At 48.7% G+C, this 15764-nt stretch carries 14 protein-coding genes; 9 read left to right on the top strand and 5 right to left on the bottom strand.

The window, feature by feature from the left end; genetic code table 11:
- Positions 1–50 precede the first annotated feature (50 nt).
- A complete protein-coding gene (gene lpxM / locus ABT58_RS13550) occupies positions 51–1061 on the top strand; it encodes a lauroyl-Kdo(2)-lipid IV(A) myristoyltransferase (protein ID WP_229821704.1) in 1011 nt (336 codons plus the stop codon).
- 108 nt (positions 1062–1169) lie between these two features.
- Here lpxM and ABT58_RS13545 read toward each other — a convergent pair whose 3' ends face one another.
- Together ABT58_RS13545 and ABT58_RS13540 are read right to left on the bottom strand one after the other, a co-directional pair.
- On the bottom strand, positions 1170–1682 hold the full coding sequence (locus ABT58_RS13545; RefSeq protein WP_047874957.1) for a glycine cleavage system transcriptional repressor: 513 nt from the start codon (positions 1680–1682) through the stop codon (positions 1170–1172).
- 262 nt (positions 1683–1944) lie between these two features.
- Entirely contained in the window at positions 1945–2433 is a 489-nt protein-coding gene (locus ABT58_RS13540; RefSeq protein WP_047874956.1) for a hypothetical protein, read from the bottom strand.
- Positions 2434–2761: 328 nt separating this feature from the next.
- Between ABT58_RS13540 and ABT58_RS13535 the strand changes: the two genes are divergently transcribed.
- Positions 2762–3145, top strand: coding sequence for a NirD/YgiW/YdeI family stress tolerance protein (locus ABT58_RS13535; protein ID WP_053063093.1), 384 nt, complete (start codon positions 2762–2764; stop codon positions 3143–3145).
- A 119-nt stretch (positions 3146–3264) separates the two neighbouring features.
- Here ABT58_RS13535 and ABT58_RS13530 read toward each other — a convergent pair whose 3' ends face one another.
- Both ABT58_RS13530 and nhaC read right to left on the bottom strand, forming a co-directional pair.
- Positions 3265–4434: a MalY/PatB family protein gene (locus ABT58_RS13530; RefSeq protein WP_047874955.1), complete on the bottom strand. Its 1170-nt coding sequence runs from the start codon at positions 4432–4434 to the stop codon at positions 3265–3267.
- Between the two features lie 128 nt (positions 4435–4562).
- Positions 4563–6005: a Na+/H+ antiporter NhaC gene (gene nhaC / locus ABT58_RS13525; RefSeq protein WP_047874954.1), complete on the bottom strand. Its 1443-nt coding sequence runs from the start codon at positions 6003–6005 to the stop codon at positions 4563–4565.
- Positions 6006–6181: 176 nt separating this feature from the next.
- On the opposite strand from nhaC, the gene ABT58_RS13520 reads away from it, so the two are divergent.
- The 6 genes from ABT58_RS13520 to ABT58_RS13495 all read left to right on the top strand — a co-directional run bounded on the left by ABT58_RS13520 (position 6182) and on the right by ABT58_RS13495 (position 13910).
- Complete coding sequence (locus tag ABT58_RS13520) at positions 6182–7177, top strand: LacI family DNA-binding transcriptional regulator (protein WP_047874953.1); 996 nt, start codon at positions 6182–6184, stop codon at positions 7175–7177.
- Between the two features lie 349 nt (positions 7178–7526).
- The gene (locus ABT58_RS13515; protein WP_047874952.1) at positions 7527–7961 is read left to right on the top strand and encodes an Sbal_3080 family lipoprotein; all 435 of its coding nucleotides are present in this window, start codon (positions 7527–7529) and stop codon (positions 7959–7961) included.
- Between the two features lie 442 nt (positions 7962–8403).
- The gene (locus ABT58_RS13510) at positions 8404–10272 is read left to right on the top strand and encodes a methyl-accepting chemotaxis protein (protein WP_047874951.1); all 1869 of its coding nucleotides are present in this window, start codon (positions 8404–8406) and stop codon (positions 10270–10272) included.
- A gap of 274 nt (positions 10273–10546) precedes the next feature.
- Positions 10547–11875, top strand: coding sequence for a ferredoxin reductase family protein (locus ABT58_RS13505; RefSeq protein WP_047874950.1), 1329 nt, complete (start codon positions 10547–10549; stop codon positions 11873–11875).
- A 315-nt stretch (positions 11876–12190) separates the two neighbouring features.
- Positions 12191–13195 carry a DUF6929 family protein gene (locus ABT58_RS13500; protein ID WP_053063092.1) on the top strand — a complete coding sequence of 335 codons (1005 nt, stop codon included), beginning with the start codon at positions 12191–12193 and terminating at the stop codon, positions 13193–13195.
- Positions 13196–13505: 310 nt separating this feature from the next.
- Positions 13506–13910: a hypothetical protein gene (locus ABT58_RS13495; protein WP_047874949.1), complete on the top strand. Its 405-nt coding sequence runs from the start codon at positions 13506–13508 to the stop codon at positions 13908–13910.
- A 144-nt stretch (positions 13911–14054) separates the two neighbouring features.
- Here the strand turns inward: ABT58_RS13495 and ABT58_RS13490 are convergent, their stop codons facing one another.
- A complete protein-coding gene (locus tag ABT58_RS13490) occupies positions 14055–14429 on the bottom strand; it encodes a DUF305 domain-containing protein (RefSeq protein ID WP_047874948.1) in 375 nt (124 codons plus the stop codon).
- 198 nt (positions 14430–14627) lie between these two features.
- Here ABT58_RS13490 and ABT58_RS13485 point away from each other — a divergent pair, with 198 nt between their 5' ends.
- Complete coding sequence (locus tag ABT58_RS13485) at positions 14628–15764, top strand: efflux RND transporter periplasmic adaptor subunit (RefSeq protein WP_047874947.1); 1137 nt, start codon at positions 14628–14630, stop codon at positions 15762–15764.

Raw genomic sequence — 15764 nt, 5'->3', positions numbered from 1 at the left:
TCTCTTTTGCATCACCCTATTTTGCCTCTAGCCTGTACCGGAACCCATTCATGAGTGACACAATGTTAGACACAGCGGCAAACGCTGCGATCAACCCCGTTTCAAGCCCGTCGTCAAACCCAGCCGCCAAGCAGGCAACAGATCAGTACGACCCGACCTTTCGCCTGAGCTTTCTTCACCCGAAGCTCTGGCTACTCTGGCTGGCCATGCCGCTGATATTTTTGCTGGCCCTGTTACCTCACCGGGCTCGCCGTGCCATTTCACACGCCGGTGCTCAGTTTATTCTGACCCGTAAACGGGGCGCGAAACGCCGCGCCATGAACAATATCGCCTTGTGCTTTCCCGAGCTAACTCAGGAAGAACAAGAACACCTATTAGTGCGCACCTTTACTGTGGCCGGCTGCGTGCTATTGGGCTTTGCCCAGCCGTTCATTAAAGGCCGACGTTACATGCTCGACAGCCATGACATTCACGGCGCACAACATCTGGCGGATCTGCAGGCACAAGACAAAAACGTCATCATGCTGGTACCGCACAACTGGGCGATCGACTTTTCTGCGCTGTATTTTGCCGCTAATGACATGCCGATGGTGGCGATGATCAAGCCGCAATCCAACCCCATTGTCGATTGGCTGATGAACGTCCAACGCAAGCAATTTGGCGGCCGCATTTATCAGCGCAGCCAAGGGATCAAACCTTACCTGCGTTCCATCAAAGAAGGCTATCTGGCTTACTACCTACCGGATGAAGAACATGCTATTCAGCAAAGTGTCTTTGCGCCGTTCTTCGGTCATGACAAAGCCACGGTGAAAGGCGTGGGGAAATTGGCGAAACTGGCTGATGCCGTCATCCTACCGGTGTTTCCGTCCTACAATCTGGAGACCGGCCGATTTGAAATCGATATTCGAGCACCACTCGAAGGCTTTCCGTCCGGTGATGAGTACACCGATGCGTGTCACATGAACCAAACGCTCGAGTCGATGATCCGCGCCCAGCCGGAGCAATACATGTGGATCCTCAGCGTGCTGCGTACCAACCCTGACGGCAGCAAGCGTTACTGAGTCAGTCGCACACATACGCATAAACAAGAAAATCAGAAAAAACGAGGCCAGCATCTTTGCTGGCCTTTTTTATTACACAGTGGAATGACAGAATAAAGCGAAAGCGGGTTATGCCGGTTCGACAATTTTTACCAATAAGCCGTCATCCACTTGCTGCATCGCCTCCGTTAACTGCTCGAGGTCAATCTCCTCTGAGACATTAAGCTGAAACTCTGCAAAGAACAGGGTTTTACCCAAATCCGGCACGCCGATACGGCGGTTTTCAATATTGACGATCCCAATGCCGATGTCATCCAGAATCCGGCTCAGATCATGTACCAGGCCGGGCCTGTCATTGGCTTCGACTTTCAGTGTCACCGGATGCGTAGGCATGATCTCTGCCTGTGATGGCGTGTCAATCACACGAATATCCAGCGCGTGTTGCTCCAGAAAAGCGTGTTTCAAATCGCTGACGGCGTCGGCCGGAATATCAATTTTAATGATCCCGACCACTTGGTTATCGAGGCGGTTAATTTTGCTGATTAACCATTTACCGCCCAAGGCGTGGGTTTTGGCAGCCAGTACATTGATCAACTGTGGATGATCCTCGCCTGCCAGGGTGATGGTGAGTTGTGTATTCATACGCGTCCCCCTTAATAAGCCACTGTTACCTTTCCAGCCTAGCAAGCCCTGCCCTATACTGCCGTGATAAAGCTCTCCTCTATCAGGGCAAAAAACACGATTTCTCACGCGACAGTCACACTTTGCGCTTATCTCGCATCGCAAAATAAAAGCGGTGCAAAATCCATAAAAAAAGCCACGTTTCTCAACGTGGCTTTGGGGATACTTTCTGAAAAGGTGCCCTACTGGGTGGCAGGGCATACTGAAACTGTGTTATCCGAGATTAGATACCGGCACGCTTTAGCAGACCCGCCATCAATGGGGAGTTGGCTTTCACTTGCTTGGCTTTGTTTTTGAAATCACGTGCTAGAGACGCATCGTGAATTTCATTAGCAATATAAATCATGGATTGGTACATATCACGTGCGGTTTTGATACGCGCCGTGTCATTCAGTGGGCTGATGATTTTAACTACATCGCCACCCGTTTTGCCGTTCTCATTCGCGTACGTCAGGACAGAGTCCAGCAGGCGATCCAAATCAACGACAAATTCAGAATTCTCCATACCCAGCTTTTTGATCTCTTTCAGATTACGTTTACGTACCTGATTGATGATAAACGCTGGCTTGTTGATTTTCTTGTAACCGAAGTAACCGGCCAGAATCAACAATGCAACACCACCTGCTACGTAGCCCCAGATAGAACCAGATGACTCAGCCACAGGCTGAACGACTTCGGCCACATTTGTAACAGATACGGGTACATCAGACATATTTAGTAACCTTAAAACTTCTATGGAACGGAATACCGAGACATTATGCACTCAGACCACGCAGAACTATGCGTTTTATCAAGTTTTCATTCAAATAGAGTGACCGAGTTCAAGATTTGGAACTTATTCGATCAAAACTGTTCAGAAGAAAAGCGAGTGTTCTCGGGCAATGGTATTTCACCATATTCTGCACTACAGTCAAATGCGGCATGATGGCGCCCTCTTCCCGTCTCGCTCGACAGAGACACGCCGCGCATTCGTCATCAGACTTTTATCATCGGATGTGCTCTGTGAATGTCGTGCCACCTTAACACCAAGGAGATGTATTGTGCACACACTAACTCGTAAAATTGCGCTTTGTTCTGGCCTCACCCTGGCTGCTCTGCTGAGCATGGGTACTGCACAGGCCGCTGGCGGCGGCTTTGAAGGCCCAAGTGCCAGTGACAATCTTAACACTGTTGAAGACGTTCAAAATGCATCATGGCTGACCGATGGTACCGATGTCACGTTGATTGGTCATGTCATTATGTCACTGGGCAAAGAGCGCTACATGTTTGCCGATGACACCGGTCGCATGCCGATCAAAATCGACGACGATGAATGGAGCGGTCAAACCGTGAACCCCAACAACAAAGTGGAAATTCGCGGCGAGATTGAAAAAGACAGCTCAGCCAATGCCGTCGATGTCGACAGCATCAAGATCCTAAAATAACCACGCCTAAAATAATCCCGCGCGGGATTCACACAGTGACCCCATTCGCGTGTCAGAAAAAAGCCCTCATCATGAGGGCTTTCTCGTATCAGAATGTGTCTGCGCGCCTCGGCGTGCGATTATTTTAGCACGGTGCGCAAACGCTGAATTTTCTCTTCCAGAATCGAGGCTGGACAGCCCAGATTCAAACGGATGAAACCACGGCCATCGTCACCGAAACCGTAACCCATGGTTGGGATCACGCCGGCTTTGTGCAGACGCTGCTCAAGTTCCGCATCATCCAAACCCATCGCACGGCAATCCAGCCACGCCAGATAGGTCGACTCTTGCAGACGGTACGTCACTTGCGTCAGCTCGTTACCCACAAACTCGGCCAGACGCTGATTGTTGGCTTCCAAGTAATCCAAGGTATCATTGAGCCATTCACGGCCATGACGGTACGCGGCTTGGTTAGCCAGAATACTGAACGCGCTGTACACGTCGATTCCGTAAGCCAACAGCTTAGACTTCAATGCCTCGGCTTCTTTTTCGTTCGGGATCATGGTGTTGGTCAAACGCATAGACGGCAGACCGAACGACTTGGTCCCTGCAATACACACCGCCAGTTTGTCGAAGTACTGAGGATCAACACGCAGACAGCTAAAGAACTTGTGACCACGGAAAACGATATCTGCCCAGATCTCATCCGAGATTAGGTACACACCGTACTGGTGACACAGTTGGCATACGCGCGTCACTTCCTCTTCTGTCCACACACGACCGCCCGGGTTGTGCGGGTTACAGAACATCATGATCTTCACGCCGTCTTTGAACTGCTGCTCCAGATCATCAAAATTGATCGAGTAGTAGCCGTTGTCGTTGATCAGTTTCGATTCAGCCACTGTACGCTGTGTGTTGGTAATAGTACGGTAAAACGCGTGGTAAACCGGACTCAGCACCAGCACTTTGTCACCCGGCTGGCTCCAGCGCTCCATCAGCATAGCAATCGCTGGCAGGCTGCCCGGTGTGGTATGGAACCATTCTTTTTTCAGTGTCACTTGGTGGTTATCGGCCCACCAGTCAATCACCGAATTGAAGTACTCATCACCACGCTCAGAGTAACCAAAAATACCGTGCTCAATGCGCGCTTTTAATGGCTCAGTAATAAAATCAGGGGCTTTGAAATCCCAGTCTGATACCCAACTTGGCAGCGCCTCGCCTTCCGGCACGCCCAGCCACTTTTCCATGTAATCCCACTTCAAGCAGTCGGTACCATAACGATTGATAACGGTATCCAATTCGTGTGCCATATAAACCTCGTATAATGCAGGAAGCGCTGACCCTCTCAACGCTTCCTGTGTTTTCTCTTCAAATGATGATATTGTTCTTCTACATGTCGCCGTCATTGCTTCGGGCGGTTACCTCAGGGATGCCGCGATCACGCTGTCGCTGGCTCACCCTGACGTACTTCTTTTACCGCCTTGGCAATACCCACACCGGTGATTGCCCAAATCATGGCAAAGAAGATTGCTGAATAGTTCTGAATCGCCCATGGCAAGTAGTCCAGCGTAGACACACCCAGTGTCGCAGCCATGAACACACCCGCATTCGTCCAGGGCACCAGCGGTTCAATCACGGTACCGGCATCTTCGATGGTACGAGACAGGTTCTTCGCATCCAGCTGCATTTTCTTGTACGTGTCACGGAATAGCTCTGATGGGATCAACAGGGCTAACTTGCCGTCAGAGGTGGTACATACCACAGTAATCGTGGTCACAATGGTGGCACCAATCAGGCTTGCAGTGCCTTTAATGCCTTTCGCCAATGTGTTCACCAATACATTCAGGCCGCCCGTCAGTGCCAGTGTGCCGGCAAAAGAGAATGCACAGAACACCAACAACACCACGCCCATCATGGATGTCATACCGCCACGGTTAACCAGTGTTACCACGTCCGGTACCAGCGTCACGTTTGCCAGCCCCGCATCCGCAAACATGCTCACTTTAAAGCCGCTCAACATCGCGTTCAGTGCGGTTACCAGGCTGAAACCTTGGAAAATCACACCGTTTGCCACACCAATGGCAATCGCCGCCAGCATCAATGGAATGGTTGGCAACTTGCGGATCGCACCCCACAGGATCAGTGCAGGTGGCAGCAACAAGAAGATATTCAGCGAGAACAGCTCATCAATATTGGCCAGAATCGCCAACACTTTCTCTGGTGTGTCTGCACTTACGTCGCTGTTACCGGCAAAGAAGAACACCACCGCTGCCAGCAAGAATGCAGGAATCGTCGTCCACAGCATGTGCTGAATGTGCGAGTACAAATCCGTACCGGCAACAACCGGTGCAAAGTTCGTGGTATCAGAAAGTGGCGAAATCTTGTCACCGAAGTACGCACCAGACACCACCGCACCTGCAACAGCTGCCAAGTTGGCATCCATACCCGTCGCGACACCCATCAGGGCCACACCCACCGTACCGGCTGAACCCCAAGAGGTCCCCGTACACAGAGACACCAGACAGGTCACCAAGAAAGAGGTTAAGATCAGGTACTCAGGGCTGATAATTTTCAGGCCGTAGTACACTAACATCGGAATCGTACCGCCAATCATCCAGCTGCCGATCAAACCGCCCACCAGCACCAGAATAAATACCGCAGGCAGGGTTTTCGCTAAGCGATCCACAATGGCTGACTGAATGTCATCCCAGCCGTAGCCCAATTTCCACGCCACCCCTGCCGCAACAACCGCAGAAGCGAGCAACAAACTTTCAATAGGCAGGCCGTAAACGCCGTAACCAATCACCAAAAAGCCCAGCATGGCAATGATTGGCAACAAGGCCAATCCTGCAGGCGGTGTATTCATCGTTTTATTATTCATGTAATTTACATCCGAAACAGTGTGGTGGTACAGAAAAATTATGAAACAAAACCGGTTTTACGTTGCACGCGCAGAATAATGGGTCAGAAACGAGATGTCCGTGATGGAAATCACCAATAAAAAACAATATTATCAGATGTAAATTACATGATTTAAAAATGAGATCTTGCACACACATGACCACGATTAATGATGTAGCCAAAGCCGCCGGCGTCTCCACCGCGACCGTTTCCCGCGTGATCAACCAGTCACCCAATGTGATGCCAGACACCATTGCCAAGGTGGAAGCCGTCATGCAAGCGATGGGGTATCAGGTAAAGGGCAACCGCCGTTTGAACATCAATCAAGGACACGACACCCTCGGCCTGATCGTCAGCCGCTTTAACTCGCCGTTCTATGGCCTGTTAACCCAGGGGGTGGAGAAAGTCGCCCGTAAGCACCAACGCAAAGTGATTGTCGCCAGTGGTGATTACGATGCCGCCTGCGAGGAAGACGCGATTCAGTTCATGGTGAGCAAAGGCTGTCGCAACATCGTGATCCACAGCAAGGCCATGAGCAATGACGCCCTGATCCGTCATGCCGAACAACTGCCCGGGCTGATTGTGGTCAACCGTCATGTGCCGGAGATTGAATCGCAATGTGTGTGGCTGGATAACAGTGAAGGCACTTACAAAGCGACCTGTCATTTGATTGAACTGGGTCACCGCCGCATTGCGTATTTATCGTGTGAAATGGAAGTGGACGATAAAGTCGACCGCTTTGACGGCTATCGCCGTGCGTTAGAAGAAGCCGGTATTGAGGTCAATCCCGACTGGATTGAAGAAGTGCCGTTTGGTGAACCCGGTGGCGCGTTAGCTGCGACTAACCTGCTGAACAAAGGCCTGCCGGTCACCGCTATGGTCGCGTTTAATGATTTCTATGCCGCCGCTGCCATGCAAGTATTCAAAGAGCACGGCGTGGCGATCCCGGAACAGCTGTCTATTGTCGGCTTTGATGATGTGCTGCCGCAGTGCTATTTCAGCCCGAAACTGACCACCATCCGCAGCCCGATTGAAAGCATGGCTATGAATGCCGCCCGTTTGTCGCTGGAAGGCACCGACAGTTCGCTGTCACGGGTGTTTCATCCGCTGCTGATCAAACGCGATTCTGCCGTGGTGCCGCAAACGGATTAAGCGTACCGTCAAAGCGCGTCTAATACAAACTCACCTGTTGGCTGCCTGCCTAACATGTCGCCAACAGGTATAAGAGCATGTTATTCCACCCTCAACACAGTCCTAACCCACCCTACTAATACCAGTCTTGATATCAATATTATCTGCTCTTTAAAATGATGTCTGATGAATAAATAACCGCATAGAAAAGTGACAACTCTTTATTTGACTCAATACTATGCATCAACCATAATATGCCCCCTTTTGATTATGGGTATATCTCGAAAGCAACATAGTCATTAATTTTCATTTAAGATATTTACACTCTTAGTTATTAACATTCAACAACAAAAAACCAACAGTAAACACAATGAAAAAAACTCTATTCTTCATTTTATTCACTTTAATTTTAAGTGGTTGTACATCGATTAAAGTACAACCAATTGCTCAAGACACTTCTATTTCTCGAATTTGCATTCAAGAGAACACACGTGTCTACGATGCTTTTCTGCCAACTATCGAAACAATGTTGGAAGATAAAGGCTACGCAACAAAGCTATATTCAGATAAAGAAGTTCAACCGGAACAGTGTGATGTATTCATGAAATATACCGCTCGTCGTTCTTGGGACATTGTACCGTACCTTTCTCTTGCTGAAATTAACCTATATGACAAAGATGGATTTAAAATTGCAGGAGCAAAATATCGCCACCGAGGGGGTTTTGCTTTCAATAAGTGGGCATCAATTGAAACCAAAATGACGCCAGTGCTTACTCAATTGCTACCTAACCGTACTCGCCTATAATTACATTTATTCAACGTAAAAGATCGTGAAAACGATCTTTTACCCAGTCTTAAAACCTTTCCTCCCCCTCCCTCAAAAAACAATTAATTTGGGACAATAACAACCCATTAAATATAATAAAAGTGGGATAACGCACATTTAGAGTATCGTATTATGCCCTTACCCAATAACGCTATGTTATTGTCTGACAAAACGAGTTAATATTGTCTTTAAAAGCTGAAATTACATCCAAAAAAAGTATACCAATTTTTATTCTTGTCATTTCACTTATTGATCTTTATCAATAGGACAAATTCGAACACTCATAATAAAAAATGTAATTCACTTGAGTTTATATTTAATAAAAAATAACAAGTGTAATACGTTGGATATTCCTTATCAGGGATGACTTTGCCACGGCAAAGTCTACCGTAACACCATGATTTACCTCAGGGAGAGGGACGTGCTTAAAAAAATCACTTTATCATTTGTACTGACACTTTCGGTATTAATTGCATTAAGTTGCATGGTGAGTTACCGATATTTAGATGAATGGAAAGACGTCAACGTATTAAAAGAAAATAATGCCGTCGCCAATACCCTGTTGGTGGCGTTAGAAAATACCTTACTGAGCGCCGAGACCAGTGTCACCGCCCTGTCTAATAGCTTTGCGGATTACGATTTTGATGCCCACACCCTTGGCATCATGAAAGAGATCGTCGTGGGCTCAGAAGGCCGCTTCATGGGCGTCTATTTCAGTAAGCCCAGCGGCGAAACCTTCACCTATTCGGCAGAACTGAGTGGTGTGATGCCAAACTTCAATGCCAAGGCGCTACAACGCGAATGGTTTGTCGTGCCGATGCAAGGCCGTAACGTGATTTCCTCCCCGTACATCAGTTCCACCGGTGAAACCATCATCAGTGTGGCCTCGCCCGTGCGCGATCAGCAGCAGCGCATTGTGGGCGTACTCAGCATTGATGTAGACATCAGTGCCGATTTAGCCCGCACCAACATGGAATACACCATCACCGCCAAAGACGGCCATGTGTTGTTTGTCCATAACCAAACCGCCGACTGGAAAGGCCAGAACCTCTACAGCATTCGCCCGGCCTTTAAACAAGCCACTGAAACACCACTGCTATATCAAGACAGCCAAGGCATTTACTACACTGTGTCGAAGCAAGACTACAACGGCCAGTACGATGTGTTCTCGTTCACCCAGCAAGAAGAAACCATTGCCAACCGCAACACCATGCTGATGATGTTTGTCTTCATCCTGCTGGGTGTTGGCCTGATCCTGGCCTTGGTGGTGTTCTATATTGTGAAAAAAGAAATCGACACCAACCTCGGTGAAGAGCCGGAAGACTTGGCCCGCAAAATTGAGCAATTTGCTGATGGCAACATTGTCGCCGTGCAATTTGCCTCATCCGGCTTGGTCTCTGAATCGTTAGGCACCATGCAACGTCGCATTCAGACGATTTCACAAACCACCCACTCGGTGACCGAGTCGCTGATGGTGAACCAATCACACATTGAAACCATCATCGAAGACAACAAGAGCAACGCCCAGAATGAATTTTCGGACGTGGAGCAAGTGGCTGCCGCCATTACCGAGCTGTCAACCACCGCGACCGATGTCGCCCACAATGCCGCAATGGCTGATACCCAAGCCACGGAAGTGCTGAATGTGGTCGCACAGGGCTCAGAAACCATGACACGTGCTGAATCGATCTCGGTACAGGTGAATGAGTCAATCAAAGAATCTGCGATGATCGTCAGCGATCTGCGCCAGTACAGTGACAAGATCAGCTCAGTGGTGGATGTGATCAACTCGATCTCTGAACAAACCAACCTGCTGGCACTGAATGCCGCGATTGAAGCAGCACGTGCCGGAGAACAAGGCCGAGGCTTTGCGGTGGTGGCGGATGAAGTGCGCTCACTGGCCGCGAAAACACAGAAATCAACCGTCGATATTCAGGGCATCATCAACGAACTGCAGGAGCAATCGAAAAAGGCCGATGACTTCATGCTCAACAACGCCAATTTGGTGGATGAGTCGTACCGCATGTCACAAGAAATCTCGGTTGCGTTCAAAGACATCATGGCCAAAGTCGAAACCATGAATGAAATCAACGCGTTGGTGGCCACCGCGTCAGAAGAGCAATCTTCCGTGACGGCAGATATTTCTCATCGCGTCGAGAACATCAACCACACGGTACAAATCAGCCTGGAGAACGCCCATAAGATCAGCGATGTGAACGTCGAGATTTCAGAGCGCATTGAAGCAATGAAACAGGAAATGGCTTACTTCAAACTGCACAAACACGGTTAACGCCGCGATTTTCATGTAACACCTAGCACCACGCCCTGATCGGTTCGCCGTTCAGGGCATGGTCTGTTTTAGCGGCCATGTTTTCCTGATCTTGTCGGTTGCCGTTATGACTCACTCCTCTTTTATCCCGAACTTTACCCGCCTCTCTGTCAACATTCCCCTCTCTTCTGTAAAGCTGCGTCAAGCAAAGTAAGAGAATGCAATGTCGCTATCCTGTTCGACGTCTCCTTCCTATGATGACCATGCCCCATTCATTCACAAAAGGCTCACCATCATGTTTCGACTCACCGCACTGCTGACGTTACTCTGGCTACCCAGTGTTTTGTTCTATGAAGGTTCGCTCGATAATTTCTTCGTCTGGCGTCATCACCTCACCATGTATACCGGCTTACTCGGCCTGAGCTATATGGCTATCGCGGTGTTACTGGCGGTACGTTTTCGCTGGGTCGAGAAGTTAGTGAATGGGCTGGATAAAGGCTACCGTCTCCACAAGCAACTCGGCATTGGTGCCCTGATCGCTCTGTGTGGTCACTGGTTGATCATCAAAAGTGGCCCGCTATTGGTCAGCAGCGGCGTTTTAAGTCGCCCCAACCGAGGGCCAGCGCCAGAAATTACCGGGATCAACTGGCACGCACTGGCCGAGCAAGTGGGTGATATCGGGTTCAAAGTGTTCCTGATTTTCAGCATCATCAGCTTGGTGCAGGCGATCAGCTATAAACGTTTTAAGTTCACCCATAAACTGGGCGGCGTGTTAATGCTGGTCGGTGTTTTTCATACCGCCTTTTTGCTTGATGATCACTTGGGTGCCTTGCCGATGAATGCCACCATTGCGCTGCTGTCAGTCATTGGTGTGTGGTGTGCATGGCTGTCTTTGTCTGGCCGCATTGGCCGACGCCAGCAAGTCAGTGGACACGTCACACAGATCACCCGCTACGGTGCAGAGGCCGATAATGAAGCCGTGCAAATCGCCCGCTTCAGTATTGCGCTCGACGGTGCCTTGGACTGTCAACCCGGCCAATTTGCCTATCTGAATTTTCATGATGGCGAAGCGCCACACCCGTTTTCTATTCTGCATCATGATGCCAACAGTCGCAGTGTCACCTTTGGGGTAAAAGATCTGGGGGACTATACCCACCAGCTGGTGAATACACTGACGGCCGGACAACGCGTAACTGTAGAGGGCGGCTACGGCACCTTTCAGATCCCACAAGGTAAACAGCAAGTGTGGGTTGGCGCCGGTATTGGGATTGTGCCGCTGCTTGCTCACTTGTATGCATTAGCGCAACAGACAAGCCTGCATTCACAGGCCACGCAGCCAGAACGTGTACAACTGTTTTATTGTGTGAAAAACGAGAAAGAAGCCTTTTTCAGCCACGAGATCAACGCGTTGCTGGCAAAGCTACCGTTTGTCTCCTTGCAACTTATCAATGCGGATAAAGGCCAGTTGCTCAGCAGTGAAACCGTATTAAGCTCTCAAGCGGATACCGACTTTGACCTGAGCTTTTGCGGCCCGCAAGCCTTTGGCGACGCGTTAAAGTCTGGCCTACAACAAGCAGGATGGGCAGACAGTCGCTTTCACAGCGAGCATTTTGTAATGCGCTAACCCTGAGCGCGACAAAAAACGGGCCAGCCTTATACAACCAAGGCGGCCCGTAATTTAGCGATGAAAAAGGCTAACCACGACGATGCCATGGTCGATTTCCCTCTCTTTCCATCCTGATTACCCAAGCTATAAAACATTTCTTTCGCCCGTCATATTTTATCTTTATTGAATCCCATTCGGTTTCAATATCTTAAAGATAAAAAACTCTCAAATAATATTTAAAAGCTAAAATGTACATTGCCCTATCTTCTTCTCCCGAATAAACGGGTGTAGAGTGCGATCACATTCTGCCTTCATCAATATGTAGATATAACAATGAAAACAAATAAATACGCGACCATGGGTTTGCTCAGTGCACTCGCATTATTAACCAATACTTGCGCACACGCTGCCACCGCACCAGAAGCCTTCACGTTTGATATTGCCAACTCCACCATTAATCATAACCTTTCTTCCGGCTCAGGCATGGTTATGCATAATGGACAGTTAATTGTGACCGGTGATGATTCACCGTGGTTATTTACGGTCAATCCTGATTTTAAAATTGAAAAGAAAGTGATGATTGATCACTTCCCAGTCAATAAACATAATCGTATTAACCATAAAACCAAACCTGACTTTGAATCGATGACGCTGATCCATTACAACCATCAGCCTTATTACTTTGTTATTGGCTCTGGCAGTAAAAAAACATTACGTGAAAATGCGTATCTCGTTCCTGTCAAAGGGGGAGAAAACCAAAAACTGTCACTGTCTAACCTGTATACAACACTGCATCAGGCAGCCGGATTCACTCAAGCAGAAAAAATCAATATTGAAGGGATTGCCAACACCGCCAATAAGATTTTCATCTTCAACCGAGGCAATGAAGGTAAGAATGCCATTTTTGCCATGAAGACCACGGATCTGATGCACTACTTAACCGGCCAAGCTACCACCTTGCCATCCTTGAAAGTGTATCAGGCACAATTGCCAACCATTAACGGCGTGCAAGCGTGCTTCTCAGGTGCCGATTACTGGAAAGACAACAAGAGTTTGATTTTCACTGCTTCGGTGGAAGGAAATAACCAAAGCAGTGTGAATGATGGCGCGATTCAGGGCAGCTTTGTTGGCGTATTGCCATTGGCCACACTCGATAAAACATCGAATCTCGATCTCATCCCTTACAGCCAGAAAGTGGAACAAAACGGTAAAACCGTGATTACCAAGGTTGAATCGATTGCGGTTGCCCAACAAACACCGCAACAAGCCAAAGGCTACATTGTCAGCGATAATGATAACGGTACCAGCCAGTTCTTCACGTTTACCATCGATAAGTAATCGTCACACTGTCTGATGACAGAATAAAGTGAATATCAACACCATTAAAAGGCCGCTATTTGCGGCCTTTTTCATATCGTTCGCATTTTTATTCAAAAAAGAAAATGCGATCAATAATACCCGCACGGCTCAAGTTTTAAATTTGCATTCAAACAATGCAAAAAACGGTGATATAACGACAATAGTGAATATTGTAATCACAATAAAATCCTATTACTGTAATTTTAATGCTTTCAGACTAATAAGAAGAAAAGTCTGAATTCACCTCACTGATATAAATAACAAGACAGAAATAGAAAGGGTGTATTCAATGTTCCCATTTAGCCACCACAATAAACTGCAGCCTGCCCTTGAATATTGCCAACAACATCACCGCGTGTTGGGTGCCGGACAAACATTAAGCCCTAAACAGGTCACCATGATCACCCATACTCCGCTTTTTCATGAGGCAGAGTCTCAAACACATGCGATGGGATTATCGAATTACGGCGCACTGGCGTGGTTTTGTGCGCGTTTTTTAGAAAACGGATTAACACAGCGCGAGAAAGGGGAAGAGATAACGGCAGAGATTGAGGAACTATCAGAAAAAATTGCCTCGGTAGCTTTGTGTCTTGGAGACAGCATTCCTTCTTTAGAGCTGACCACAGCAGATATCGATGCCGTCTTAAATGCCGGTGAAACGGCCATGCGGTGGCTTGATAGCACCGCCAAGTAACGTCTTAACTCCCCATTGCGACATACTTCCTGAACAACTTCCAGCTACCTTCCTGCACAACAGATACACTGCGTGCAGGAAGAGTTCGCGCCAGCGCTATTTGGTAACGATCGAGCGAACGATCTCGCTAGCGACCGCGACAGCTTATGCCGCTTGCTTTGCTAGCCACGCTTTCATGAACGCCACTTCGTGTTCCTGCGCTTTTACGATATTCTCAGCAAAGGTTTTGATTTGCTGATCTTTCAGGTAAGGCATCACCACGTCTGCCATCTTAATGGCCGCTTCATGGTGCGGGATCATCCCTTCAACGAAATCCACATTCGGGTTACCCGTTAATTTCACCGTCATCATACCGTGCATCGCCGCCATGGAGTCATCCATCATCGCTTGTGATACTGCGATATTGCTGTGTGCAGCATGCTGATCGTTGTGTTGGCTACCGTGTTGCATGTCATGCGCAAAAACCGCAGAAGATGACATCAATGCAGCAATAAGAAGAGATAGGCTGACTTTTTTCATTATATAAATCTCATTATGTCTGGATTGGCAGCACAATAAGGCTTCCCGTAGGGGGAAGGTCAAGCCGAGAACACGGGGTCGTTGTGTAAAGATTTGTAAGGGTGTTGTATGTGCAACATCGATACAACTATTATACCGAACAATTATGGGTGACTTTTGGTGAGTCACTTTGTTTTCGTTAGGAACGAGAGATTTTTCATGATACGTAGAACCACGCTGTCTCTTTTGATCGCGTCGAGCCTCCTATTGGTTGGATGTGAGCAAAACCAACAGGCACAAGCCCCAAGTGGTCCCGCCCCTACCCCAGAAGTCACGGTAATGACCGTTGAGCCAGTCCGTCAAACCCTGACGGTTGAGCTGCCAGGTCGCAGCCGCGCTTACATGGAAGCCGAAGTGCGTCCACAGGTAACCGGCATCATTTCTGAGCGTAACTTCACGGAAGGTGGTGTTGTCAAGAAAGGTCAATCTTTGTACCAAATTGATGACTCAACCATTCAGGCTGAGCTACTAAGCGCAGAAGCGGAATTGATCCGCGCACAAGCGGCTGAAGAGTCAACCGGCTCAACCGTGAAACGTTTCCGTACCCTGATCAGCAAGAAGTCGATCAGCCAGCAAGATCTGGATAACGCGGAAGCCGCTTACAAAGAAGCCAAAGCCCAAGCTCTTGTGGCGAGAGCAAAGATCAACTCTGCGAAGATCAATTTGGCTTACGCGAAAGTGGAAGCGCCAATCAGCGGTGTGATCAGCAAGTCGAACGTGACAGCCGGTGCGTTGGTCACGGCCAACCAAGCGGCGACGCTGACGACTATTCAGCAGCTTGATCCGATCAACGTGGATATCGTGCAGTCTTCTGCGCAGCTATTGCGTCTAAAAGCGGCAATGTCGCAAGGTCACTTGCAAAAAGACGAATCTGCACAAGTGACGCTGACACTGGAAGACGGCTCAACGTATGCGCACAAAGGTGCCCTGAAGTTTACTGAAGTAAACGTAGATGAAAGCACTGGCAGCGTGACACTACGTGCCGAATTCGCCAACCCAGATGGCTTGTTGCTACCGGGCATGTTCGTACGTGCCACTGTGACCGTGGGCGTGGATCCTGAAGCGATCCTGATCCCGCAAAACACCGTGACCCGCGATGCCACCGGTCAAGCGACCGTGATGACTGTCGATGCGGATAACAAAGTGGCAGTACGTCCGGTAACGACGGCTGAAGCGATCAATAACCAATGGCGTATCACTGACGGCCTGAAACCGGGTGACAAAGTGATCACCACGGGTCTTCAAATGGTGCGTCCGGGTAGCCCTGTGACTATCCAAGCAGGTGAGCAGGCATAA

Origin of the sequence: Photobacterium aphoticum (genome assembly GCF_001029435.1) — a bacterium.
GTDB lineage: Bacteria > Pseudomonadota > Gammaproteobacteria > Enterobacterales > Vibrionaceae > Photobacterium > Photobacterium aphoticum.
Note: the sequence above shows the minus strand (reverse complement) of the source record. Positions and strands in the feature narration are given on the sequence as shown.